We start from the raw sequence: 22,874 nt of genomic DNA, 5'->3' as shown, positions 1-22,874 counted from the left end.
GTCGGGCTCGGCCCGGGGGCAGGGTTCGGGGGCTCTCCCGGCAGGTTCACCCGTCGCTCCTCGCTGTCCGATCGGCCGGCAGGGCCGGTCGGTCCGAGGCATACCCGGTTCCGGATCGGAGGGCGAACGCCAGGGCGGCGTTTTCCGTCGCCCACCGCCGATATCGGCGGGACAGGACCCGCCGAGCGCCCGGGATCACGCGTGAAGCAGGCCGTGATCGACGAAGTGGACGTTCTCCGCCGTGAGCAGGGCCTTCTCGACGCCCTTGAGCAGGATCGTGTCGTGGGCCCCCAGCGCGAGCAGGGTGTCGGCGCCCGTATCCGTCATATGGGCCTGCAGGTCGGCGAAGCTCGAGACCTGGGCCTTGTCCAGCTGCAGGGTGTCGTGCCCGCTGCCCGAGCCCGCATGGAACCCCGTGATCGTGTCCCTGCCGAAGCCGGAGGCGAACACGAAGGTATCGCCGCCGAAGCTCTTGAAGGCGTCGCTCGCACCGGGCGTGGAGACCAGCGTCTGATCGGCCCGAAAGGCGGTCTGGGTGTGCGAGCCGTCCGGCTTCGTCTGGTCGACGAAGCCGATCCGGCCGTCGGCGGTGTAGCTGGCGTGCTCGGCGACATGGGCCCGGCCGGTGACGCCGCTGGAGTAGATGTCGGACGTCTTGTCCGCGTGCTGGACCACCTTCCTGACGACGGCGCCGTGGGTGTCGTAGGTCTCCAGCGTGAGATCGGTCCCGACGACCTTCTTCGACATCAGGCTGCCGTCCTCGCGGAACTGCTCCTGCAGCACGACCTTGCCGGTCTTGTCGTAGCTGGTGTGGGCCGAGGCGTAGGGCCGGTCGGTCAGGCCGTCGACGTAGAGCTCGTAGGACTTGTCGGGATGCTGCACGACCTTGCTGGTGAGCGTGCCGGAGGCGTCGTAGGTGGAGGTGACCCGGTCCCCGTCGATCAGGGCGAACGCCGTCCTGGCCTTGTCGGTCGAGACCGTTGCGGGGGCCGGGGCGGGCGCCGGGGCCTGTACGGGCGCGGTCCCGGAGACCGGAGCCGACGTGCCGGTCCCGGTCGACGCGGATGCCGGCGTCGTTCCGGTCGCGGCCTGCGATGCGGTGGAGCCCGGCCCAATCTGCGTCGCCGCGACGAGCGTCGCGCCGGCCCCGCCCGACTGCGCCGCGACGGCCTGAACGATGGAGGACGTGCCGGCGGATGCCAGGGTCGCGAATTTCTCTCCGCTTCCGAGCGTCATGCCCCAGTCGTTGTAGAGATGGGTCGCACTCGAATTTTTGTAGAAGACGTTGTTGGAATGGTAGTCGCCGTTCTGCTTGAAGAAGGAGTCGCCGGCGTTCAGGTAGATGGCGTTGTCGTGCAGCGACAGCTGACCGGGCTTGTAGTCCACATCCATGAAGACGCTCGCCGACTGCTTCAGGCTGTTGTTCTGCTCGACGACCGTGTTGTGGCTCACATCGACGTTCTTGAACGTGCTGGCGAAGGCTCCGCCGCCGTTGTGCAGGGAGAGAAAGCCGCCGTTGTTCAGGCTGACGTTGTTCGAGATCGAGATGTTGGTCAGGGCGCTCTTGAACCCGCCCGCCTCGAGGAAGCCGTCGCTGTTCTCGACCCAGTTGTTGTGGATCTTGATGTTGTTCATCGAGCCGAACAGCTCGATGCCGCCGCCATCATGGCCGTAATCGAAGCTCGATGCTTTGGCGTTGACGATCTTGGTGTACGAGACCTCGTTGTTGCTGTTGGCGATCATCACCCCGACGGCGCCGTAATCGTCGTCGTAGACGTTGGCCGTGTTCTTGATCATCTTCAGGTCGTGGAAGTAGCTGCGCGTGACGAGGTTGTCGGTGCCGCTGAGCATCACGCCTTCGCCGACCTTGCTCGCCTCGACGTTCTGAATCGTGATGTGGCTGGCGGACTTGCTGACGTTGACCCCGGCCTGTCCGGCGCCGGTGATGTTCAGCCCGTCGATGACGACATACTTGGCGTTGCCGACCAGGATGCCGTCGGAATAGCCCGTGGCGGTGTTGGTGATCGTCGGGGCGGGGCCGGTGCCGTAGGTGGTGAAGGTGATGGGGGCCTTCTCGGTGCCCGATGCGCTGATTGTGAGTGCGCCCGTGCCGGCGGCCGAGGTGGTGTAGGCGGTGCCGGCCTTGAAGGCGACGGTGTCACCGGCCTGGAGCTTGAGCTTGTTGACCGCCTCCAGGCTGGTCAGGGGCGCGTCGGCCGAGAGGCCGCTCTTGTTCGAGCCGCCGGTGAAAGAAGAGTCGACGTAGTAAATCGTCATCGCGCTTTTCGCTCTGGATCAGAAGAAGGCCGGATGACTTGGGTGTACCTTGGGTGAATTGCGCTCCAGTCATGAAAGTAACTAAACTTCGACAAGTTAATTCAGAGTACGTTAACCGTGGTCTTTACTGCATAAGATCGAGGGCCTTCCGGGCCATTTCTTCCCGGGAGCGGTAGTTGCTTTGCCCATCCGTGGGTTGTGACAAGGCTCCCGTCGCGAGCAGCGGACGCACCAAGCCCTTGATGTCAAAGGAGTCTCTACGCGCCGGTCTTCGGTGGTCCGAACCGGGGGCTCCCGGCGCAACGCGAAACGCGCCCGCGATCGAATCACGACCGCGTTTCTGTGGATATTTCGATTTTCGGGTTGCAGGCCTGTCGACGACAGGAGCTCGCGCCGGATCGCGGCGCGATTACGGAGTCCTGTCCGGGTTCGATCCGGCCCGGATCACTGGTTTCCGATCGAGGGACCGCCGGCAGCGCCCCCGGTGCCGGGCGGGCCGCTCGTGGGGGTGCCGCCGATGATCAGGCCGGGCGTGCTGCCCGGAACGGAGGCCGGGCTCGGATTGCCCGGGATGGCGGGCGACGGCCGGGAGGTCGGGCTGCCGGCTTCCGGAAGCTCGCCGGGCCCCCGCGTGGGCGGCGTCACGCCGGTATTGCCCGCGCCCCCCGTGGGCGCCAGCGGCTCGGCCAGAGCGGGACCGCAGAGACAGAGTCCCAGGGCTGCCGTGCGTACCAGGGTCCAGGGGGTCATCGGTGCATCCGTTCCGTCGCGCTTCGTGACGCAACCGCCCAGACCCGCGGAAGTTCACGGCGCCGGCGGATGCGCGCCGTAGCCCGACGGCTTCCTCAGGTGATGCGTCAGGGTGGCGGCATCGGCAGTCACGCCATTGGCTTCGAGGTCGCCGCGCACCCGCTCCACGAGGTCCTGTTGCGGAACGCCCTGGACGACCGAGGCCAGGAGTTCGTCCGCATAGGCGGCGGCGCTGCGCGGGTCGACGCCGAGCACGTCGGCGGCGTAGGCGGCCAGCGACCGGACGCCCTGGCACTGCGCCAGGAACCGCGCTTCCTCGGCGCGAACGAACAGCATCTCGGCCGCGCGTTCTCGCTCCTCGAAAAACCGGGACATGCCCGTCTCCTTCCCATCAATATTGGCCAAGCTTTGTTCGCCGGCTTCTCAGCACAGATCTAATGTCGGCACGGCTGGCCTGCCTTTACAAAGATCAAGGTTCGGTCCGCGCGCGGCGAAGACCGCCGCACTCACGGAAGAATCATCGCGTCGACGCTTGGCGCGCGGGAGCCTCGTGGCCCATCTTCCGCGGCGGCACCCCGGACGGCCGCACCAGGACGGAGACGGGAATTCGGCCGCCCGCACGTGGTGCTCCGGCCGAGCTTGGCGTATGGCCCGGGGACTCGCGGAACGGGAGCGGCGTTGGAACAGGCATTGCTCTCATGGATCGGCGCCCTGACGTCGATCCGGACCGAGGTCTTCTGGATCCTGGGCGCCAGCCTCTCGGGCCTCGTCAGCATCCACGTGCTGCTGCGCAAGCGCGAAGTCGGCGCGGCCATCGGCTGGATCGGCCTGGTCTGGCTGGCGCCCCTGTTCGGCAGCGCGCTCTACGCCCTGTTCGGCGTCAACCGGGTCACCCGGCGGGCGCAGAAGCTCGGCATCAAGCCGTCCCAGGCGACTCCGCCGCGCGACGACGGCGGGACGCCCGCCCCCGTCCTTCCGGAGCGTTTCCGACCCCTCGACCAGGCGGTCCGGCGCATCACCTCGCTTCCCCTCGAGGCGGGCAACCGGATCGCGACGCTGCGCAACGGCGATGCGGTCTATCCCGCGATGCTGGAGGCCATCGGCGCGGCCCGGCACTCGATCGCCCTGTCGAGCTACATCTTCCGCAAGGACGAGATCGGCCGCGCCTTCCTCGACGCGCTGGAGGCGGCCCATCAGCGGGGCGTCGCCGTCCGGGTCCTCGTGGACGGCATCGGCAGCGGCTACTTCTTCGCCTCGGTCTATGGCGGCCTGCGCCGCCGGGGCGTGCCGGTCGGGCGCTTCATGCATTCCGTCCTGCCCTGGCGGATGCCCTTCCTGAACCTGCGCACCCACAAGAAGCTGCTCATCCTCGACGGGACGCTCGCCTTCACGGGCGGCATCAACATCGCCGACGAGAACCGGCTGGCGACCCGTCCGCCGGAGCCGGTGCGCGACGTCCACTTCCGGATCGAGGGGCCGGTCGTGACCCAGCTCACGGCCGCCTTCGCCAGCGACTGGGCCTTCGTGATGGACCAGGAGCTGGAAGGCCCGGCCTGGTTCCCGCCGCTGCCCCCCCGCGGCGAGACCCAGGCCCGGGTCGTCTCCTCGGGCCCGGACGCGGACCTGCGCAAGATCGAGCTCGTGGTGCTCGAGGCGATCACCTGCGCCCGGACCAGCATCCGCCTGATGACGCCCTACTTCCTGCCGAGCGAGGTGCTGGTGAGCGCCCTCTCGCTGGCGGCCCTGCGCGGCCTGACGGTGGACGTCATCATCCCGATGGAGAGCGACCACGCGGTCGTCGACTGGGCGACCCGGGCCCACGTGGACCCGCTCCTGCGCAGCGACGTGCGGATCTGGCTCGACGACCCGCCCTTCGACCACGCCAAGCTCCTCGTCGTCGACGATGCCTGGTGCTTCATCGGCAGCGCCAACTGGGACACCCGCAGCTTCCGCCTGAACTTCGAGCTGAACGTCGAGGTCTATGATCCCGGGCTCGCCCGGCACCTCGACGCCTTCATGCGGGAGAAGATGAACGTCCGGCTGACGCGCGAGGACCTGTCGCGGCGCGGTCTGCCCGTCCGGCTGCGCGACGCAGGCGTCCGATTACTCCTGCCATACCTTTGATGCGTTCCGGCTCCGCTCCCTCCTGCCGGGCGACCTCGTGGGTGGGGGCGAGGTGCACGATGATCGGACGGTGGTCCGAGGCGCCCCGCGGCAGCACGCTGCGCCCGTGGCAGGTCAGCCCGCGCACCAGGCAGCGGTCGAGCCGCAGGGGCACCACCCGCGCCATGGCGTGGGTCGGCAGGCGCGGGCCGACGTCGCGGAAGCCCGGCAGGAGCGTCGGCCCGACGAGGTTGTAGTCGCCGATCACGGCGGCCCGGTCCGGCAGGCTCTGCTCGATGCAGCGCAGCTGGCGCCGGTTGAGCATCTGCCCGTGCGAGAGGTGCACGTTGGCGACGCCGAACTCGCCGAGATCGATCACCTGGCTCACCCGGTCGAACATCGCCCCCGCGGGCAGCTCGATCGCCTTCGGGGGGGTGGCAAACGGCGTCGGGCTCCAGACGGCGAGGCCATGGATGCGCCCCGGCATCTGCGCCCAGGCATAATGGCCGCCGACCTTGGCCTGGAGGGCCTCGATGTCCTTGGTCGCCTCCTGCATCAGCACGAGGTCGGGCTGCTCGCGCTCGATCAGCACGGCGATGCCGGCGACATTCGCGCCGACCCGCCGCAGGAGGTTCCAGCTGACGATCTTGCGAAGGCCGGGCCGGTCCTGGCCCGGACGCCCGTGGGAATTCTGGAGGGCACGGGCGGTCAGGCGCGCGAGGCGGCGATCGTTCAGCATCGTCCCATAGGTGGGTCAGGCGCGCCCGGCGGAAAGCCCAGGCCGGAACGCGGTCGGGGGCTTTTGCGCCTCACGGCTTCGGGAGCGCCGCTCACGCCTCCATGAGCGCCGCGACATGCGCGGCCGTGGATTCGGCCAGACCCTTGAGGTCGTAGCCGCCCTCCAGCAGGGAGACGATCCGCCCGTCGCAGGCCTGTTCCGCGACCTCCATCACCTGGCGCGTCGCCCAGGCGAAGTCCTCCGCCTCCAGCATCAGGTTGGCCAGGGGATCGCGCCAATGGGCATCGAAGCCCGCCGAGAGGATGATGAGGTCGGGCCGGAAATCCTTGAGCCGCGGCAGGATGCGCGACGTGAACGCCTCGCGGAAGCGCTCGCCGTCGGCGCCGGGCTTCAGGGGCGCGTTGACGATCGTGTCGTGGTCCCCGGATTCCGAGACGGCGCCGGTGCCGGGATAGAGCGGCATCTGGTGGGTGGAGCAGAACAGCACCGAGGGATCGGCCCAGAAGATGTCCTGGCTGCCGTTGCCGTGGTGCACGTCCCAGTCGACGATGGCGACGCGGTCGACCCCGTGCACCGTCCGGGCGTGACGGGCGGCCACCGCGGCGTTGTTGAACAGGCAGAAACCCATGGCGCGGGTGCGCTCGGCATGGTGCCCCGGCGGGCGCATGGCCGAGAAGGCGTTCCGGGCCTGACCCGCCATGACCGCATCGACCCCCTGGACCGCGGCGCCGACGCCGCGCAGCACGCAGTCCATGGTGCCGGGCGACAGCACCGTGTCGGAATCGACGTGGACCAAGCCCTCCACGGGCGCCGCCGCCACCATGGCCCGCACCCATTCCTCCGGATGGGCCAGCGCGACGGTCTCCAGGCTCGCCGGTTCCGGCGCCCGGCGGTCGAGGGCCGCGAAGGCCTCCGTGCCGAGGGCCTCCTTGACCGCCAGCATCCGCTCGGGCCGCTCGGGATGCCCGTGCGGCGTCCGGTGCCCGAGGGCGGCGTCGTGGCTGAAGAGGATGGTCATGCGGCACTCCCGAGCCTGCGTCTCAGCGTGGTATACCAGATGGACCGCGGGAGGCCAGCGCTGCGATGCGCGGAGGCGCCCGCATCCCTCTCAGAAGGTCGGCGGGGTGCAGGCGCTCACCACCTCGCAGGCGACCGGACCGACGCAGCGGAAGCGGTGCGGCCGGCGGCTCTCGAAGGAATAGGCGTCGCCCGGCCCGAGGATGCGGCGCTCGGAATCCACCGTCACCTCCAGGCGCCCCGACAGGACGATGCCGCCCTCCTCGCCCTCGTGGACCAGGGGCACCCGGCCGGTATCGGCGCCGGGCTCGTAGCGCTCCTTCAGGAGTTGCAGGCCGCGCCCGAACAGGTTGTCGCCCACCTGCCGGTAGGAGATCGGCCCCTTGCCGATCTCGGTGAGTTCGTCGGCCCGGTAGAACGCCTTGCGCGGGCGCTCCGGCTCCACGGCGAAGAACTCGGACAGCCCGATGGGAATGCCGTCGAGGATGCGCTTGAGGGCGCCGACCGAGGGATTCACGCCGTTCGATTCGATGAGCGAGATCGTCGAGTTCGGCACGCCGGTACGCTTGGCGAGCGCCCGCTGCGACAGGCCGTGCAGGGTGCGGATGGTGCGCAGGCGCGCGCCGAGATCGATGCTCATCGGTAGCCCTTGGAAACCCTTGGGGTCGCCCCTCGGGCGGGCCGCCCTGTTAGGGATGTTCAGGATTCACCGACATTGCCCCTGCCGGCCCCATCTTTTCAAGGACATCGCGCGCGAAAGAAAAGGACTTGTTCGTCCCGCGCAATCAGCGCCTCCTCCGGGTCCATAGACGTCCCCACGGGAGGATCGCCATGGATCACCACCACGCCGCCAATGCCCCCGGGCTGGACGCCTACTGGATGCCGTTCACGGCCAACCGGCAGTTCAAGGCGGCACCGCGGATGCTCGCCTCGGCCAAGGGCATGCACTACACGGCCAGCGACGGGCGCAGCGTCCTCGACGGCACCGCCGGCCTCTGGTGCGTGAATGCCGGGCACGGGCGCCAGGGCATCGCCTCGGCGGTGGAGCGCCAGCTCACCACCCTCGACTTCGCGCCCTCGTTCCAGATGGGCCACCCGGCGGCCTTCGACTTCGCCGAGCGCCTCGCCGCCATCGCGCCGGGCGGCCCGGAGGCGGGGCTCGACCGGGTGTTTTTCACCGGCTCCGGCTCCGAATCCGTGGACACCGCCCTGAAGATCGCGCTCGCCTACCAGCGCGCCATCGGCCAGGGCACGCGCACCAAGCTGATCGGGCGCGAGCGTGGCTATCACGGCGTGGGCTTCGGCGGCATCTCGGTGGGCGGCCTCGTCAACAACCGCCGCGTCTTTCCGCTGCTGCCGGGCGTCGACCACCTGCGCCACACCCACGATCCGGAGCGCAACGCCTTCTCGAAGGGCCTGCCCGCGCACGGGGCGGAGCTGGCCGACGATCTCGAGCGCCTCGTGGCGCTCCACGGGGCCGAGACCATCGCGGCCTGCATCGTCGAGCCGGTGGCCGGCTCCACCGGCGTGCTGCTGCCGCCGACGGGCTACCTGGAGCGCCTGCGCGCCATCTGCGACCGGCACGGCATCCTGCTGATCTTCGACGAGGTCATCACCGGGTTCGGCCGCCTCGGCACCCCCTTCGCCACCGACTATTTCGGCGTGGTGCCCGACCTCGTCACCACCGCCAAGGGGCTCACCAACGGCACGCTGCCCATGGGCGCGGTGTTCTGCAAGCGCACCGTCCACGACGCCCTGATGCACGGGCCGCAAGCCGTGATCGAGCTGTTCCACGGCTACACCTATTCGGGGCACCCGGTGGCCTGCGCGGCCGGCCTCGCAACCCTCGATATCTACGCGGCCGAGGGCCTTCTCACCCGCGGGGCGGAGCTCGCCGAGGACTGGGCCGGCGCCATGCACGACCTGCGCGGCGCAAAAAACGTCATCGACATCCGCACCATTGGCCTCGTCGCCGGCATCGAGCTGGCGCCGCGACCGGGCGCGACCGGCGCGCGGGCCTACGACGTCTTCGTCGACTGCTTCGAGCGCGGCCTGCTCGTCCGGGTCACCGGCGACATCGTCGCCCTGTCGCCACCGCTCATCGTCGAGCGCGACCAGATCGACACCATGGCGTCGATCCTCGGCGACGCCATCGCCCGCGCCGCCTGAACTCTTCCGACTCTCCGTCCGTCAGGATTCCCGATGCCCACCGCGATTTCCCACTTCATCGGCGGCCGGACCGTTCCCGGCACGGCCACGCGCTCCGCCCCCGTCTTCAACCCGGCCACCGGCGAGGAGACCGGCCGGGTCGCCCTGGCCGATGCGGCGGACGTGGACGCGGCGGTGGCCGCCGCCAAGGCGGTCGCCCGCACCTGGGCGCTGACGCCGCCCCTGCGCCGCGCCCGCATCCTCAACGCCTTCCTGCGCATCGCGGAAGACCGCACCGACGAGCTCGCCGCCCTGATCACCGCCGAGCACGGCAAGGTGCTCTCCGACGCCAAGGGCGAGATCCAGCGCGGCCTGGAAGTGGTCGAGTTCGCCACCGGCATCCCGCAGCTCCTCAAGGGCGAGGTCACCGAGAACGTCGGCACCCGCGTCGACAGCCATTCCCTGCGCCAGCCGCTGGGCGTGGTGGCCGGCATCACGCCGTTCAACTTCCCCGTCATGGTGCCGATGTGGATGTTTCCCGTCGCCCTGGCCTGCGGCAACTGCTTCGTGCTGAAGCCCTCCGAGCGCGATCCCTCGCCCGCCCTGCTGGTGGCGGCCTGGCTCAAGGAAGCGGGCCTGCCCGACGGCGTCTTCAACGTGGTGAACGGCGACAAGGAGGCCGTGGACGCCCTCCTGCACCACCCCGACGTGGCCGCGGTCAGCTTCGTCGGATCGACCCCGATCGCGAAGTACATCTACGCCACCGCCACCGCGAACGGAAAGCGCGCCCAGTGCCTGGGCGGCGCCAAGAACCACATGATCGTCATGCCGGACGCCGACATGGACCAGGCCGTGGACGCGCTGATGGGGGCGGCCTACGGCTCGGCCGGCGAGCGCTGCATGGCGATCTCGGTGGCCGTGCCGGTGGGCGAGAAGATCGCCGACGCCCTGGTCGCCAAACTCATCCCGAAGGTGCGGGCGCTGAAGGTCGGACCCGGCACCGATCCCGATTCGGAAATGGGCCCCCTCGTGACGAAGGTCCACCGCGACAAGGTTAGTGGCTACATCGATGCCGGCGTGGCGGAAGGGGCCGAGTTGCTGGTCGACGGGCGCGGCCTGAGCCTGCAGGGCTACGAGGGCGGCTACTTCCTCGGCGGCACCCTGTTCGACCGGGTCACTCCCGAGATGTCGATCTACCGGGAGGAGATCTTCGGGCCCGTCCTGGCGGTCACCCGGGCACCGGACTACGCGACCGCCGCCCGGCTCATCAACGAGCACGAGTTCGGCAACGGCACCGCGATCTTCACCCGCGACGGCGACGCCGCGCGCGAGTTCGCCCACGGGATCGAGGTCGGGATGGTGGGCATCAACGTGCCGATCCCGGTGCCGATGGCGTTCCACTCCTTCGGCGGCTGGAAGGCCTCGCTGTTCGGCGACCACGCCATGCACGGCCCCGAGGGGGTGCGCTTCTACACCCGCCTGAAGACCATCACGACGCGCTGGCCCACCGGCATCCGCGCCGGCGCCGACTTCGTCATGCCGACGATGGAATAGCCGCTCCGGCCGGGGACGCCCTTGGCCCTCAGGGCCGTGGCGTCCTCGAGCCCGGCTGCTGGCGCAGCATGAACAGCTTGCCCATCAGCGCGGCCATCTCGCTCTGACGGGCGACGCCGAGTTTCTCGAAGACCCGCCGCAGCACCGTGCGGGCGGTGTTCTGCGTGATGCCGAGGGTGGCCGCCGCATCGGCCGGCGCCGTCCCGGACCCGACGAGGGCGGCCAGGCGCGCCTCGCCCAGGGTCAGGTGAAACAGGTCGCGCACGACAGCCGGGTCGAATGGCCGGCTCCGGGCCTGGTCGGTCACCAGCACGATGACGCTCGCGGTCTGCAGGGCCGGACCCTCGATCGGCGTCCGGAGCGGGACGATCTGGAGGATCAGGCTGCGGTCGCCGTCGGGCAGGATCAGGGCCGGGCCGACGTGCCCGTCGCCTGTGGTCCCGTCACCCCCTCCCCCGATCCCGACGCGGCCGAGCTGCTGAGCCAGGGCGCGCCGGGCCGCCCCGTCGCCGAGTTCGAGCCGCCCCGCCGCCAGGGAGAGGCTGCCGCCCAGGAGGTCCTGCGCCGTCTGGTTGGCGAACAGGACCTGTCGGTCGGCGTCGAGAACGAAGACGCCGCAATCGATCCGGTCCAGCGCCTGCGCGAATCCGAGACGCTCGGCCTCGGCATCCATCAGCCGGATCGACAGGCTCAGGGCGCGCTCCACGTGCCGGCTGAGGGCGAAGAGCTGCTCCTGCAGCGCGTCCGAATAGGCCGGCTTGTCCTTGTCCCGCAGGAGCGAGAGGATGACGCTCACCTCCGGGTGGGGCGAGACCGGCACCGCCATGCCCCAGAGGATGCCGTGCGGCAGCAGGAACCGCTGATAGATCGGCAGGGTGGCGATCTCGTCGGCGCTGAAGAGCTGGTGGTCGGCCTGCACGTCGCGGTGGCCGTTGGCGATCGCGTGGAAGACCCGCTCGGCCCGGACGTCGAGGTGCTGCCAGTTCCGGTCGTATTCCTGGGCCATCGAGACGAGTTGCGGCGAGACGATCGCCCCGAACCGATGATTCCGATGCTGGTACAGAAGCAGTGCGCCCCGAGAATCGAGCAGTTCAGCGATCGACCGAAGCGCCTCCGGCCATCGATCGGGCGCGGACGCGGCGCCATAGATGGCTTCGATGACAAGGTTCCACGCCGCCAGATGCATCGGTCGTCCAGCAATCGAAATCTTTTCCGGGCGCGCCTGATCTCAAGCCGCCAGGATATGCAGCTTAGATCAGATTTTCGATCGAGGAGTATAGACTTCTGGATGTGCGAGTGCGCCTTGTGAAGGATTCCGAGACGGACGCCTGCCGAAAGGCCTTCGCCTGCGTGCCGGGCGGGAGGGGCCGGACAGGGCATCGTGATTTGGTTTCCGGCCGCGGATGCGGTTTGCTCGGCGGCATGCGGACGAGGGGGTCAGCCCCGTCACGATCGCGTCGGGGACGAACCGGGGGCGGGACGCTCGGACCGGATGGACAGGGTGTTCGGGATCATGGTCAGGGCGGCTCCGGAACACCTCCGCGACCTCGGGTGCCTCGACGGGCCCGGACGCGCCGGGAAAGATCCGTCGTGACCAGCGCGGTGGTGATCGGCGCCTCCGGCGGCATCGGACGGGCGCTCGTCGACGCGCTCGCGGCCGACCATGCCGACCGGCCCCTGTTCGCCCTGTCGCGCTCGGGCCGGTCCTTCCCTGCGCCGATCCACGCCGGGCGCATCGATCTTACCGACGAGGCTTCGATCGCCGAGGCCGCCGAGGCCGTGGCGCGGGTGGCGCCGCCGGGCCTCGTCATCGTCGCCAGCGGGCTGCTCCATCAGGCCGGCCTCTCTCCCGAGAAGACGTTCCGAAGCATCGACCCGGCGGCCATGGCCACCGTGTTCGCCGTCAACACGATCGGTCCGGCCCTGGTGGCCAAACACTTCCTTCCCGTGACGCCCCGTGCTGGGCGAAGCGTCTTCGCCGTCCTGTCGGCGCGCGTCGGGTCCATCGAGGATAATCGGCTCGGCGGCTGGTACAGCTATCGTGCGTCGAAAGCCGCGCTGAACCAGATCCTGCGCACCCTCGCCATCGAGGTCAGGCGGACGCATCCCGAGGCCATCATCGCCGGGCTTCATCCCGGCACGGTGACGACGCCCCTGTCCCGGCCCTTCCGCCCCGACACGAACGCCCCCGGGCTGTTCACGCCGGAAGCGAGCGCATCGCATCTCCTGGCCGTGCTTGCCAGGCTGGAACCAGCCGATTCCGGCGGTGTCTTCGCCTGGGACGGTCAGCGCATCCCGGCCTGAGACAGACGTGTGCGCCGGGCGTGGACCCTGCGTGCGGCCCCGCTCCGCCCGCGACGCTCGACGCCTGCCCGAACGGCCCTGGATCTGCCCGTCTCGGGATTCGGATCGCTGGCCGGAACGATGCGCACCCTGACCCGTTTGGCGTGAGCGGACCCCACGCCCATGCGGGAAGGAACGACACGTCCATGCTGGTGTTTCTGCGCTTCCTGCGCGCTTGGACGCTCCTGTCCATCCCGGCCGGCATCGTGCTCGGAAAGCTGCTCAAGGCGAACCGTAGGGCGATGGAACGGCCGTCCGATCGCTCCTAGCCCACCGCAGCTGGAACCGGGCGTGCTCCGGCGCCCCGAGGGCCCGCAGGGGGATGCCGGCAGGTGCCGTCCGAACCGGAAGCTTTTAGCCTCGCCACGCGAGGCGCGCGCGGCCTTGCGGGCGACCCGACCGATCCCCTCCCTCCGTGCTCCGGGGGCGTCCGACACGTCGTGCCGGAATCCGGAGCCAGGAGACCTGGGCGTTCGAAACCCGGGACGGCGACCTAACGATCGCCACCCCGCCCGGCGACCGCGGATCGGCTGCGAAAACGATCGTCGTTCGAGGCATCGGAGGTCGCCGCTTGCGGGACGACACCGCAGGCCTTGCAGTACGCCTGGATCAACTTGGGAACCTGATGCTGCCAGGACAGGCTGTTCACGACCCGCTCGCGGCCGATCGCGCCCATAGCGTCGCGCTTGTCAGGATCGTCGAGCAGAGAGACGATCTTCTCGGCGAAATCGATCGGATCGTTCGATTTCGCATAGAGCGACGACCCTTCTGCGGACCGGCGCCCTTCCGTGACGTCGAACTGAACGATCGGCTTGCCGAGTGCCATGTACTCGATGATCTTGTTCATGGTCGACTTGTCGTTCATCGTGTTCACCCGGTCGGGGTTCACGCAGACGTCGGACGTGGAGATGATTTCGAACAGATCCTGATCCGGGATCCGCCCCGTGAAGACGACGTAGTCTTCGAGGCCCATGGTCCGAGCCTGCTCCTGCAAGGATTTCAAGCTCGATCCGCCACCGACGAGGCAGAACAGAACGTCCTGACGCCCCATGGTGAAGATCATGTGCGCGGCCGCCTCCAGAAGGAGGTCGATGCCCTCCTGATCTCCCATGACGCCGAGATAGCCGACCATGTGCTGGCGCCCGCGGCGCAGGGCCGGGTTCGGCGGGAGCAGCTGGAGGCGTCGCAGATCGGGACCGCTCCGGACGATGAAGACCCGATCGGGCGCCATGCGGCCACGTTCGATCGCGATCTGCTTGTAGCTTTCGTTCGTTGCGATCGAGACGTTCGCGAATGCGAAGGTCAGCCGCTCGAACAGGATCATCAGGCGCCAGAAAAACCCCCGGCGGCCGAATTTGGCCTCGTAGAGTTCAGGGTTGATGTCGTGGTGATCGAAGATGAAGGCCTTGCCTAGGAGCTTGAACTGCAACGCGACGAGGAAGATCAGGTCGGGAGGGTTGCAGGCATGGATGACGTCGAAGCCGTGCTTGAACAGGATCTTCCAGGCCAGACGACTTTCATGGAACAGGGCAACCCCGTATTCGCGCAGATAGCCCAGGGCGTTCTCGGCATCGGACGGGAGCGGATGCCGGTAGACATGCACGCCTTCGAGACACTCGTAGGGTGCCTCGAATCCCTTCCCCATCGGGCTGATGACCGAGACCAGCGCCCCAGCCTCGTTGAGCGCACGCGCCTCCTGCCAGACGCGCCGATCGAACGGCACCGGCAGGTTTTCCACGATGATGAGAACGCGTTTCCCTTTGAGCTGCATGGCCTCTTCCATTCCCAACCAGATCTCGAACAAGCCTCAGGAGGGACTTACTTCAGTCGACTGATGTCGAGGATAATCGGATCGCGAAGATTGAGATCCGAGCCCCGTCCGTTCGTATCGATCACAATGTCGAACGGCTCACGCTCCGCGTGCTCACGCGAAACGAGGATGTTGGGCAGCTCGGGCAGGTAGGACACCGCGTAACCGAGGTTCTGACCGACCAGATTGTCGGGCTTGAGGAAGGGATCGTAGACGGCGAGCCCGTACCCGCCTTGGAGCAGCTTGCGCGCGAGATCGATGTGGGGGCTCTCGCGAAGATCGTCGCTGTCGCTCTTGAAGGCCAGACCCAGCATCAGCACTTTCGCACCCGGCTTCAGCCCTTGCGTGCAGTACGTGAACAGGAAGTGCTTGTGCGCTTCGTTCGACCGGATCAGCGCATCGACGACCGGCGTGTTCGCGCCGACATCGCCCGAGATGTACTGAAGTGCCCGCACGTCCTTGGGCAGGCAGGAGCCGCCGAACGGGCCGCCGGGACGCAGATAGTAGGGAGAGATGTTGAGCTTGGTGTCCGACACGAAGATCTTATGGACGAGGCGCGTGTCGATGTTCAGCTGGACGCACACCCGACCGATCTCGTTGGCGAACGCGACCTTGAGAGCGTGGAAGGTGTTGTCGACGAACTTCGTGAACTCCGCATCGCGGAAGCGGGTGTAGAACGTCGGCGCCGTGATTCCCTCGTTCATCTGCTCGAGGCGCGCGCAGGGCTCGCCGTCCGCCGTGCCGACGACGATCTTCGGCGGATCGAAGTAGTCCTCGATCGCGGTCGATTCGCGGAGGAATTCCGGATTGTAGACCAGCTCCACGGCATCGACCTTGTCGCCCAGGACGAACTTGAAGATCGGCTGGATCAGCTCATCGATCGTGCCGGGACGAATGGTGCTTCGGTAGACAACCGTGAGCGGAACCGTGCGGCCGGATCGGAGCGAGGTCGCGATCTGACGCGACACCTCTGCGATGAAACTCATGTTGTGAGATCCGTCCGCGGCACTTGGGGTGCCGACGCAGACGATCGCGATGTCGCACTGCTCGAGTTCGGTGCTCACCGCCGTGACGCACTTCAGCCGGTTGTCCTTCAGAGCGGCGCGAAGAAGATCTTCGATGCCGGGCTCGAGAATAGGCGACCGCCCCTCGTTGACCTGGCGCACTTTATCGCTGCTGACGTCGACTCCGATCACCTCGTGCCCTTGCCGCGTCAGGCAGGCTGTTGTCGTAAGTCCAACGTAGCCAAGTCCAAATACAGCAATACGCATCAGGTAGCTCCGACAATCCTCGAGTCACAACTCGACATTGCATCAAGTCTTAGATTTTTTTAGCGTTGGTCACGCACGTCATAGGCGAACCCCCCCGGGAATGCAAAAACCGATCCCGCCCGGTCGAGTAGGGTCAGACAACATCGGCTCAGCGCCCGAAGGGATCATTTGCCTGAACCGCGAGAGATCTGTTTTGCCCGTATGTCATGATTCTGTCTCCAAACGATGACGCAGGACTTCACATGGCGGCCCAGCATCCGAGCAAAATTCGCGCCAGAGGATCACGATCTTCATGATTAGCCTGAACCGACAGTCTTGACATCTACAGATGAGTTGCAAAAACGCATGTCGGGGCTTGTCACACAGGAAAAATACTTCGCTTCCTCGCAGAGCGAATCATCCGATGAAGTGCGGATCGTCTCGGCCCTCGGAAGTCGTCCACGCATCGCCGCCTCCGATCCTGTGCCTCCGGCGACGCACACATCGCCGTTATCGATGGAAATCCTTCGTCCGCGACGTCAGCAAACGCGAATGGGACTCGAACAAAACCTCGACACCGAATAGGGCCTTGGGGTGCAGCGGCATGCAGAGCAACGGAACCGCTACGAGCTTTGCAAATTCACGATCAAGCCGACCAGTTCAGTTGTCGCAACAGACTGACTTCCTATCCGGAGGACCGCACGCCGTCCCGATCTAGACCTCCGCGAAGGGCGATCCACCTCACTCTGAGACATTCGCGCGGCCGGCCTCACCCGTATTTTTGCATATGAGTGCAGAATTAGCAGTTTTTTTTCAGCGCGGCAACGCGGTTGCTGCGGCGCAACACCCGCGCAGCGCACATCGCGATCTGTCGAGATCAAATCCTCGCAGCCTGGCGCCCATCGTGCGTCGCGGCTCGTCATCGGATGGCCGATCGGATGGACCGCCAATACTCGGTCCCATTCGGCGATCCGCGCACCGCCTGGTTTCGCGCTCTTCGCTGCGGGCCTTGGTCGAATGAGCGCCGGTGGAACGCGCAGACCTGCCGAAGACCCGCGGATCGCGCCACCCGGACCCGGGTGAACCCCGATGATCTTTGCAGCGGATCGGCGGCCGGTCTCCCGGCGTCCCGAGCCACGAGACCGGGACCGGCCATTCTTCGTGTCCCAAGTGCGTGTACCCCTGTGAGTCGACGAAAGCAGCACGGCCTCCTCCTCGGCCGCGCGCCGCCGCGCGCGGGGACGCGGCACGGCTCAACGAACTGGTGAGAAACGCGCGGTATACAGGGCCCGAAATACACGGCGCATCCGTCGAGGTCGCGCCATCCGGACAGGGAGATTGCGGGTGAGTGCCGCTCCAGCGTCATCGATCGGGGCCGCGACGCCCACCGACCGGCTGCCCGAGCTGTCGCGGCTGGCCGCCCTCCTCGCGCGGACGGTGCTGGAGGACCAGATCCAGGGCCGTCCCAGTCCCGACGACCAGATCCGGTTCCTGCTCGACGCGGCCCTGCTGCTGAACGAGTACGGCATGGACCTGCCGTCTCCCCTCGACCAGATCATGCAGGACGCCAGCGCGCCGAAGGCGCCTGAGCCGGCGGCCGTCGTGCCGGCGCCGGTCGAGGCGCAGGACGACGACGCGGGGCGCCTCGCCTGGCTGCTGCGCCCGTTCCAGGGCGCCAAGGGCTGAGGCCGCCTCAGGGCAGGCTGTAGCCCGGCTTCTTGAACAGGGTCTCCGGCCGGCCGACGATCTCGGGGCGGTAGACCTGCGATTCCCAGTCGGCCTGGGCGACATCCTCGATCGAGACCGAGACCGCGCGCTCGGCGCTGCCGGCGCTGGCCATGAGGGCGGCCGCGAGGGCCTCGGCGATCTCCGCCTTCTGCGCGTCGGTCTTGCCCGGGTACATCTTCACGGTCACGTGCGGCATGGGTCCGGTCCTGCAGGCTGATGGCGGAGGGAGGACCGCCGGGAGCGGTCGCCCGGGTCCATGCCAGGGCGGGACCGGACCGGCAAGGCAGCGCCCGGGATCATCCCGCCGGATCATCCCGCCGGACGCTTCCACGCGCGCCGATCGATGCCGTCCGGGCATCGATCGATCCGGCCTTCGCATTGGACGCCCCCGATTGCCGCCGATACCCCTGTGGTCAAACGCGTCTTCGCTCGACGAAGTCCGGCATCAAATAAAATATCGGGTTGGAAACGATGGCGCTGGCTCTAACGCTGGAGGCGCGCGCGCAGGGTCGCGTGCGCTGGGGCATCCTCCTGATGCTGTTCGTGACCACGGTCGTGAACTACGCCGACCGGGCCATCATCTCGATCGCCGGCACGCCGATGTCGCAGGACCTCGGCCTGAGCCCGGTGGCCCTGGGCTACATCCTCTCCGCCTTCTCCTGGTCCTACGTCGCCGCGCAGGTGCCCGGCGGCTGGCTGCTCGACCGCTACGGCTCGAAGTGGGTCTATGCGGGGGGCATCTTCTTCTGGTCGCTGTTCACCCTGGCGCAGGGCTGGGTCGGCTTCCTCGGCGGCGGCGCGGTGGCCGCGCTCTTCATCCTGCGCTTCCTCGTGGGCATCGCCGAGGCGCCGTCATTCCCCGGCAATGCCCGGATCGTCACCGCCTGGTTCCCCAGCGCCGAGCGCGGCAAGGCCAGCGCGATCTTCAATTCGGCGCAATATTTCGCCCCCGTCCTGTTCGCGCCGCTGACCGCCTGGGTCACGCACGCATACGGCTGGCGCTACGCCTTCATCGTCATGGGCGTCATCGGCATCGTGCTCGCGGCGATCTGGGTCCGCGTCATCCACGATCCCGCCGACCATCCGACCGTGACGAAGGCCGAGCTCGACCACATCGCCTCCGGCGGCGCCTTGCTAGCGCTGGATGCGCAAAAGCCCGCTCAGATGAAGGGCTTCGACTGGGGCGTGGTGCGCCAGCTCCTGTCCAACCGGATGCTGGTCGGCATCTACGTGGCGCAGCACTGCATCAACGTGATGACGTACTTCTTCCTGACCTGGTTTCCGATCTACCTCGTCAAGCAGCGCGGCCTCAGCGTGCTCCAGGCCGGCTTCGTCGCCTCGCTGCCGGCGCTCTGCGGCTTCCTCGGCGGCATCCTGGGCGGCGTCCTCTCGGACGCGATCCTGAAGCGTACCGGCTCGCTCACCCGGGCCCGCAAGATCCCGATCGTGGCCGGCATGCTGCTCTCGATGTCGATCATCGCCTGCAACTACGTCGACTCGCCGGCCTTCGTCGTCGGCTTCATGGCGCTGGCCTTCTTCGGCAAGGGCATCGGGGCGCTGGGCTGGGCGGTGATCTCGGACACCTCGCCCAAGGAGGCGGCGGGCCTCAGCGGCGCCATCTTCAACATGTTCGGCAACACCGCCGGCATCACCACGCCGATCATCATCGGCTACCTCGTCCAGGCCTCGGGCTCCTTCAACGGCGCCCTGGTCTTCGTCGGCTGCAACGCGCTGATCGCGATGATCGCCTACCTCGTCATCGTCGGCGAGATCCGGCGCGTCGAACTGCGCAAGGCCTGAAGGGACACGACCATGCTCGGTGAACCGGCCGCCATGACTGAGAACACCGGCGACACGCCCCGGACCCTGCGCCTGCACGGGCACGACAACGTCGCCATCGTGGTCAACGCCTTCGGGTTGCCCGCCGGAACGGTGTTCGCCGACGGACTGACCCTGCTGGAATTCGTGCCGCAGGGGCACAAGGTGGCGCTCGCCGACATCCCGCCGGGCGGCGCGGTGGTGCGCTACGGCGAGGTGGTGGGCATCGCGCTGCGCCCCCTGCCGCGCGGGTCCTGGGTCGAGGAATCCAGCGTCGAGACGCCGGTGGCGCCCGACCTCGACGCTCTCGAGAAGGCGACCCGCGTGCCCGCCCCCCTGCCGCCCCTCGAGGGCTACACCTTCGAGGGCTACCGCAACCCGGACGGCTCGGTCGGCACCAAGAACATCCTGGCGATCTCGATCAGCGTGCAATGCGTGGCCGGCACCCTCGACGTCGCCATCCGGCGGATCAAGCAGGAGCTGCTGCCGCGCTTCCCCAACGTCGACGACGTCGTCGGCCTCACCCACGCCTATGGCTGCGGCGTGGCCATCAACGCCCCCGAGGCGGTCATCCCGATCCGCACCCTGCAGAGCCTCGCCCGCAACCCGAATTTCGGCGGCGAGGTCATGGTGGTCGGCCTCGGCTGCGAGAAGCTCGTCTCCGAGCGGCTGCTGCCGGAAGGCCCTGCGGCGGCGGATGGCGGCGTGGTGCGCCTGCAGGACGAGCGCCACGCGGGCTTCGGCATGATGCTCGACAGCATCATGGCCATGGCGGAGGCCCGCCTCGAAATCCTCAACCGGCGCACCCGCGAGACCTGCCCGGCCGCCGACCTCGTGGTCGGCCTGCAATGCGGCGGCAGCGACGCCTTCTCGGGCGTCACCGCCAACCCGGCCCTCGGCCACGCCGCCGACCTGCTGGTCCGCTGCGGCGCCACGGTGCTGTTCTCCGAGGTGACGGAGGTGCGCGACGCCATCCACCTGCTCACCCCCCGGGCCGCCACCCCCGAGGTCGCCGACGCGCTGATCCGCGAGATGGCCTGGTACGACGACTACCTCGCCAAGGGCGGTGCCGACCGGCGCGCCAACCCGTCGCCCGGCAACAAGAAGGGCGGCCTCAACAACATCGTCGAGAAGGCGCTGGGCTCGGTGGCCAAGTCCGGCTCCTCGGCCATCACGGGGGTCCTCGCCCCCGGCGAGCGGGTCCGCGAGAAGGGCCTGATCTTCGCCGCGACCCCCGCGAGCGACTTCGTCTGCGGCACGCTCCAGCTCGCCTCCGGCATCACCCTGCAGGTCTTCTCCACGGGGCGCGGCACCCCCTACGGCCTCGCCCACGCCCCGGTGATCAAGGTGGCCACCCGCACCGAGCTGGCCGAGCGCTGGTCCGACCTCATCGACCTCGATGCCGGCCGCATCGCCACGGGCCACGCGACCATCGAGGAGACCGGACGGGACCTGTTCCAGCTGATCCTCGACGTGGCGAGCGGGCGCAAGCGGCCCTGGTCCGACCGCTGGGGCCTGTTCAACGACCTGACGCTGTTCAATCCGGCCCCGATCACCTGAGGCCGGGCGGGGGGCCGCCCCCCGGATCGCGCGCCGAGGAACTTAGCCGTCCGGTCCGCATTACAACCGCAGATCGTCGTCAGCCCCATCCGAGCCGACCCGCGCACCGGATTTCGGGGCCAGATCTGGAGATGCCCATGTTCGGCCGAATCGCTCTCGCCGCCTGCTGCGTGCTGCCCGCCCTCGCGGCCACCGGTGCCCGGGCCGGCGAGGAGGAGCAGGCCGCCCTGTGCCGCGGCGACGTCATGCGCCTGTGCCTGAGCGCCGTGCCGGACCGCGGACGGATCGTGTCGTGCATGAAGGTGAACCGGGCGAGCCTCAGCCCCGGCTGCCGCGCGGTGTTCGACGGCGGCACGCGCGCCGAGGGCGGCACCCGCTCGGCCGAGCTGCGCTGAACCGCGGCGCGGCCCCGGGGCCGGGACGCGCCGCGGGTCGACCCGGTTTCGGCCCCGGCGCGTTGGTATCGGCGACCGGCTCCTGTAAAGCACAGGCCATGCACGCCCCCTCCCCGCTCCGCCGGCCCTTCTCGGCCTTCCGGTCGATGCTCGTCAGCGAGGCCGGCGGCGGCCTCGTCCTGATGGCGAGCGCGGCCCTCGCGCTGGTGGTCGCGAACTCGCCCCTGGCGGCGGGCTACTTCGCGGCCCTGCAGGCCAAGGTCGGGGGCCTGAGCGTCCTGCACTGGATCAACGACGCGCTGATGGCGCTGTTCTTCCTGCTCGTCGGCCTCGAGATCAAGCGCGAGATGCTGGACGGGCGGCTGCGGACCTGGCCGGACCGGATCCTGCCCGGCCTCGCCGCCCTCGGCGGCATGGCGGCGCCGGCCCTGGTCTACGTGGCGGTGAACCGGCACTCGCCGGAGACCCTCCGCGGCTGGGCGATTCCCGCCGCCACCGACATCGCCTTCGCCCTCGGCATCCTGGCCCTGCTCGGCGCCCGGGTGCCGGTCTCGCTCAAGGTCTTCCTGACCGCCCTGGCGATCATCGACGACCTCGGCGCGGTGCTCATCATCGCGCTGTTCTACACCGCCGGCCTGTCCCTGCCGATGCTGGGCGGGGCGGCCGTGACCCTGGCGGTGCTCTACGGCCTGAACCGGGCCGGCATCCGCCGCCTGTCGCCCTACCTCGTCCTCGGGGCGGCGCTGTGGGTCTTCGTCCTGAAATCCGGGGTGCACGCCACGGTGGCCGGCGTCCTGCTGGCCCTGACGATTCCCCTGCGGCCCAGCCTCGGCCGGCCGGACGACCCGACCTCGCCCCTGCACCGGCTCGAACACGCCCTGCACCCCTGGTCGGCCTACCTGATCCTGCCGATCTTCGGCTTCGCCAATGCGGGCGTGTCGCTGGCGGGCTTCACGCCGGGGATGCTGCTCGAACCCGTCACCCTCGGGGTCGCCCTCGGCCTCATCCTCGGCAAGCAGATCGGCGTGTTCGGCCTCGTCCTCGCGGCGGTGAAGCTCGGGCTCGCCCAGCGGCCGGCGGGGGCCGGCTGGATGCAGGTCTACGGCGTCTCGCTCCTCTGCGGCATCGGCTTCACCATGAGCCTGTTCATCGGCCTCCTGGCCTTCGCCGACGCGCCCGAGCTCGAATCCGAGACCAAGGTCGGCGTGCTGGCCGGATCGATCGTCTGCATGGCGGCCGGCGCCCTGGTCCTGCTGGTCGCGCCCCGGCGCCGGGCCGGGGCGCCGAAGGTCCGGGCCGCCGCCGACGCCTGAGATTTCGCGCCGGCTCCGTGTCCGCGCCTGCGCAGGGACGTCGCAGGCGCCGAAAGCCTTGCCCGCGGC

20 protein-coding genes are annotated in these 22,874 nt (G+C 68.6%); 10 read left to right on the top strand and 10 right to left on the bottom strand.

Going from position 1 to position 22,874, the window contains the following annotated elements:
- Positions 1–195: 195 nt before the first annotated feature.
- The 3 genes from AC3WLN_RS05005 to AC3WLN_RS04995 form a co-directional block, all read right to left on the bottom strand.
- Positions 196–2,277 carry a right-handed parallel beta-helix repeat-containing protein gene (locus AC3WLN_RS05005; protein WP_492479981.1) on the bottom strand — a complete coding sequence of 694 codons (2,082 nt, stop codon included), beginning with the start codon at positions 2,275–2,277 and terminating at the stop codon, positions 196–198.
- Between the two features lie 444 nt (positions 2,278–2,721).
- The gene (locus AC3WLN_RS05000) at positions 2,722–3,027 is read right to left on the bottom strand and encodes a hypothetical protein (protein WP_492479980.1); all 306 of its coding nucleotides are present in this window, start codon (positions 3,025–3,027) and stop codon (positions 2,722–2,724) included.
- 54 nt (positions 3,028–3,081) lie between these two features.
- Complete coding sequence (locus AC3WLN_RS04995) at positions 3,082–3,402, bottom strand: ATPase inhibitor subunit zeta (RefSeq protein ID WP_463772875.1); 321 nt, start codon at positions 3,400–3,402, stop codon at positions 3,082–3,084.
- 303 nt (positions 3,403–3,705) lie between these two features.
- On the opposite strand from AC3WLN_RS04995, the gene AC3WLN_RS04990 reads away from it, so the two are divergent.
- The gene (locus AC3WLN_RS04990) at positions 3,706–5,151 is read left to right on the top strand and encodes a phospholipase D-like domain-containing protein (RefSeq protein WP_492479979.1); all 1,446 of its coding nucleotides are present in this window, start codon (positions 3,706–3,708) and stop codon (positions 5,149–5,151) included.
- Here the strand turns inward: AC3WLN_RS04990 and AC3WLN_RS04985 are convergent.
- The 3 genes from AC3WLN_RS04985 to AC3WLN_RS04975 form a co-directional block, all read right to left on the bottom strand.
- Entirely contained in the window at positions 5,042–5,869 is an 828-nt protein-coding gene (locus AC3WLN_RS04985) for an endonuclease/exonuclease/phosphatase family protein (RefSeq protein WP_492479978.1), read from the bottom strand. The genes AC3WLN_RS04990 and AC3WLN_RS04985 overlap by 110 nt on opposite strands.
- Positions 5,870–5,960: 91 nt before the next feature.
- Positions 5,961–6,887, bottom strand: coding sequence for a histone deacetylase family protein (locus tag AC3WLN_RS04980; protein WP_492479977.1), 927 nt, complete (start codon positions 6,885–6,887; stop codon positions 5,961–5,963).
- Between the two features lie 90 nt (positions 6,888–6,977).
- The gene (locus AC3WLN_RS04975; protein ID WP_492479976.1) at positions 6,978–7,526 is read right to left on the bottom strand and encodes a cupin domain-containing protein; all 549 of its coding nucleotides are present in this window, start codon (positions 7,524–7,526) and stop codon (positions 6,978–6,980) included.
- A gap of 191 nt (positions 7,527–7,717) precedes the next feature.
- Between AC3WLN_RS04975 and aptA the strand changes: the two genes are divergently transcribed.
- Positions 7,718–9,055: an omega-aminotransferase AptA gene (gene aptA, locus AC3WLN_RS04970; protein WP_492479975.1), complete on the top strand. Its 1,338-nt coding sequence runs from the start codon at positions 7,718–7,720 to the stop codon at positions 9,053–9,055.
- A 33-nt stretch (positions 9,056–9,088) separates the two neighbouring features.
- On the top strand, positions 9,089–10,588 hold the full coding sequence (locus AC3WLN_RS04965; protein ID WP_492479974.1) for a CoA-acylating methylmalonate-semialdehyde dehydrogenase: 1,500 nt from the start codon (positions 9,089–9,091) through the stop codon (positions 10,586–10,588).
- Between the two features lie 28 nt (positions 10,589–10,616).
- Here AC3WLN_RS04965 and AC3WLN_RS04960 read toward each other — a convergent pair whose 3' ends face one another.
- A complete protein-coding gene (locus AC3WLN_RS04960; RefSeq protein WP_492479973.1) occupies positions 10,617–11,774 on the bottom strand; it encodes a helix-turn-helix transcriptional regulator in 1,158 nt (385 codons plus the stop codon).
- Between the two features lie 404 nt (positions 11,775–12,178).
- On the opposite strand from AC3WLN_RS04960, the gene AC3WLN_RS04955 reads away from it, so the two are divergent.
- Positions 12,179–12,892: an SDR family NAD(P)-dependent oxidoreductase gene (locus AC3WLN_RS04955; RefSeq protein ID WP_492479972.1), complete on the top strand. Its 714-nt coding sequence runs from the start codon at positions 12,179–12,181 to the stop codon at positions 12,890–12,892.
- Between the two features lie 185 nt (positions 12,893–13,077).
- On the top strand, positions 13,078–13,200 hold the full coding sequence (locus AC3WLN_RS04950) for a hypothetical protein (protein WP_463772851.1): 123 nt from the start codon (positions 13,078–13,080) through the stop codon (positions 13,198–13,200).
- Positions 13,201–13,424: 224 nt separating this feature from the next.
- Here AC3WLN_RS04950 and AC3WLN_RS04945 read toward each other — a convergent pair whose 3' ends face one another.
- Together AC3WLN_RS04945 and AC3WLN_RS04940 are read right to left on the bottom strand one after the other, a co-directional pair.
- Complete coding sequence (locus AC3WLN_RS04945) at positions 13,425–14,714, bottom strand: glycosyltransferase family 4 protein (RefSeq protein WP_492479971.1); 1,290 nt, start codon at positions 14,712–14,714, stop codon at positions 13,425–13,427.
- Positions 14,715–14,749: 35 nt separating this feature from the next.
- A complete protein-coding gene (locus AC3WLN_RS04940; RefSeq protein ID WP_492479970.1) occupies positions 14,750–16,012 on the bottom strand; it encodes a nucleotide sugar dehydrogenase in 1,263 nt (420 codons plus the stop codon).
- 1,323 nt (positions 16,013–17,335) lie between these two features.
- On the opposite strand from AC3WLN_RS04940, the gene AC3WLN_RS04935 reads away from it, so the two are divergent.
- Positions 17,336–17,677 carry a hypothetical protein gene (locus AC3WLN_RS04935; protein ID WP_492479969.1) on the top strand — a complete coding sequence of 114 codons (342 nt, stop codon included), beginning with the start codon at positions 17,336–17,338 and terminating at the stop codon, positions 17,675–17,677.
- Between the two features lie 7 nt (positions 17,678–17,684).
- Here the strand turns inward: AC3WLN_RS04935 and AC3WLN_RS04930 are convergent, their stop codons facing one another.
- Positions 17,685–17,915 (bottom strand): tautomerase family protein, encoded by a 231-nt coding sequence (locus AC3WLN_RS04930; RefSeq protein WP_492479968.1) that lies wholly within the window; start codon positions 17,913–17,915, stop codon positions 17,685–17,687.
- Positions 17,916–18,190: 275 nt separating this feature from the next.
- On the opposite strand from AC3WLN_RS04930, the gene AC3WLN_RS04925 reads away from it, so the two are divergent.
- The 4 genes from AC3WLN_RS04925 to nhaA all read left to right on the top strand — a co-directional run bounded on the left by AC3WLN_RS04925 (position 18,191) and on the right by nhaA (position 22,805).
- Complete coding sequence (locus AC3WLN_RS04925) at positions 18,191–19,519, top strand: MFS transporter (RefSeq protein ID WP_492479967.1); 1,329 nt, start codon at positions 18,191–18,193, stop codon at positions 19,517–19,519.
- Between the two features lie 33 nt (positions 19,520–19,552).
- A complete protein-coding gene (gene garD / locus AC3WLN_RS04920) occupies positions 19,553–21,097 on the top strand; it encodes a galactarate dehydratase (RefSeq protein ID WP_492479987.1) in 1,545 nt (514 codons plus the stop codon).
- A 137-nt stretch (positions 21,098–21,234) separates the two neighbouring features.
- Positions 21,235–21,492: a hypothetical protein gene (locus tag AC3WLN_RS04915; RefSeq protein ID WP_492479966.1), complete on the top strand. Its 258-nt coding sequence runs from the start codon at positions 21,235–21,237 to the stop codon at positions 21,490–21,492.
- Between the two features lie 98 nt (positions 21,493–21,590).
- Positions 21,591–22,805: a Na+/H+ antiporter NhaA gene (nhaA, locus tag AC3WLN_RS04910; RefSeq protein WP_492479965.1), complete on the top strand. Its 1,215-nt coding sequence runs from the start codon at positions 21,591–21,593 to the stop codon at positions 22,803–22,805.
- The last annotated feature ends 69 nt before the right edge of the window (positions 22,806–22,874 follow it).

The organism is Methylobacterium sp. FW306-05-D, from assembly GCF_058782155.1.
The sequence above is the reverse complement of the archived record's forward strand: the minus strand, read 5'-3'. Positions and strand labels throughout refer to the sequence as shown.

Excerpts from the sequence above, each read along its gene's own strand:
- AC3WLN_RS05005 (WP_492479981.1), bottom strand. The coding sequence starts at position 2,277 with ATGACGATTTACTACGTCGACTCTTCTTTCACCGGCGGCTCGAACAAG.
- AC3WLN_RS05000 (WP_492479980.1), bottom strand. The coding sequence starts at position 3,027 with ATGACCCCCTGGACCCTGGTACGCACGGCAGCCCTGGGACTCTGTCTC.
- AC3WLN_RS04995 (WP_463772875.1), bottom strand. The coding sequence starts at position 3,402 with ATGTCCCGGTTTTTCGAGGAGCGAGAACGCGCGGCCGAGATGCTGTTC.
- AC3WLN_RS04985 (WP_492479978.1), bottom strand. The coding sequence starts at position 5,869 with ATGCTGAACGATCGCCGCCTCGCGCGCCTGACCGCCCGTGCCCTCCAG.
- AC3WLN_RS04980 (WP_492479977.1), bottom strand. The coding sequence starts at position 6,887 with ATGACCATCCTCTTCAGCCACGACGCCGCCCTCGGGCACCGGACGCCG.
- AC3WLN_RS04975 (WP_492479976.1), bottom strand. The coding sequence starts at position 7,526 with ATGAGCATCGATCTCGGCGCGCGCCTGCGCACCATCCGCACCCTGCAC.
- aptA (WP_492479975.1), top strand. The coding sequence starts at position 7,718 with ATGGATCACCACCACGCCGCCAATGCCCCCGGGCTGGACGCCTACTGG.
- AC3WLN_RS04965 (WP_492479974.1), top strand. The coding sequence starts at position 9,089 with ATGCCCACCGCGATTTCCCACTTCATCGGCGGCCGGACCGTTCCCGGC.
- AC3WLN_RS04960 (WP_492479973.1), bottom strand. The coding sequence starts at position 11,774 with ATGCATCTGGCGGCGTGGAACCTTGTCATCGAAGCCATCTATGGCGCC.
- AC3WLN_RS04950 (WP_463772851.1), top strand. The coding sequence starts at position 13,078 with ATGCTGGTGTTTCTGCGCTTCCTGCGCGCTTGGACGCTCCTGTCCATC.
- AC3WLN_RS04945 (WP_492479971.1), bottom strand. The coding sequence starts at position 14,714 with ATGGAAGAGGCCATGCAGCTCAAAGGGAAACGCGTTCTCATCATCGTG.
- AC3WLN_RS04940 (WP_492479970.1), bottom strand. The coding sequence starts at position 16,012 with ATGCGTATTGCTGTATTTGGACTTGGCTACGTTGGACTTACGACAACA.
- AC3WLN_RS04930 (WP_492479968.1), bottom strand. The coding sequence starts at position 17,915 with ATGCCGCACGTGACCGTGAAGATGTACCCGGGCAAGACCGACGCGCAG.
- AC3WLN_RS04925 (WP_492479967.1), top strand. The coding sequence starts at position 18,191 with ATGGCGCTGGCTCTAACGCTGGAGGCGCGCGCGCAGGGTCGCGTGCGC.
- garD (WP_492479987.1), top strand. The coding sequence starts at position 19,553 with ATGACTGAGAACACCGGCGACACGCCCCGGACCCTGCGCCTGCACGGG.
- AC3WLN_RS04915 (WP_492479966.1), top strand. The coding sequence starts at position 21,235 with ATGTTCGGCCGAATCGCTCTCGCCGCCTGCTGCGTGCTGCCCGCCCTC.
- nhaA (WP_492479965.1), top strand. The coding sequence starts at position 21,591 with ATGCACGCCCCCTCCCCGCTCCGCCGGCCCTTCTCGGCCTTCCGGTCG.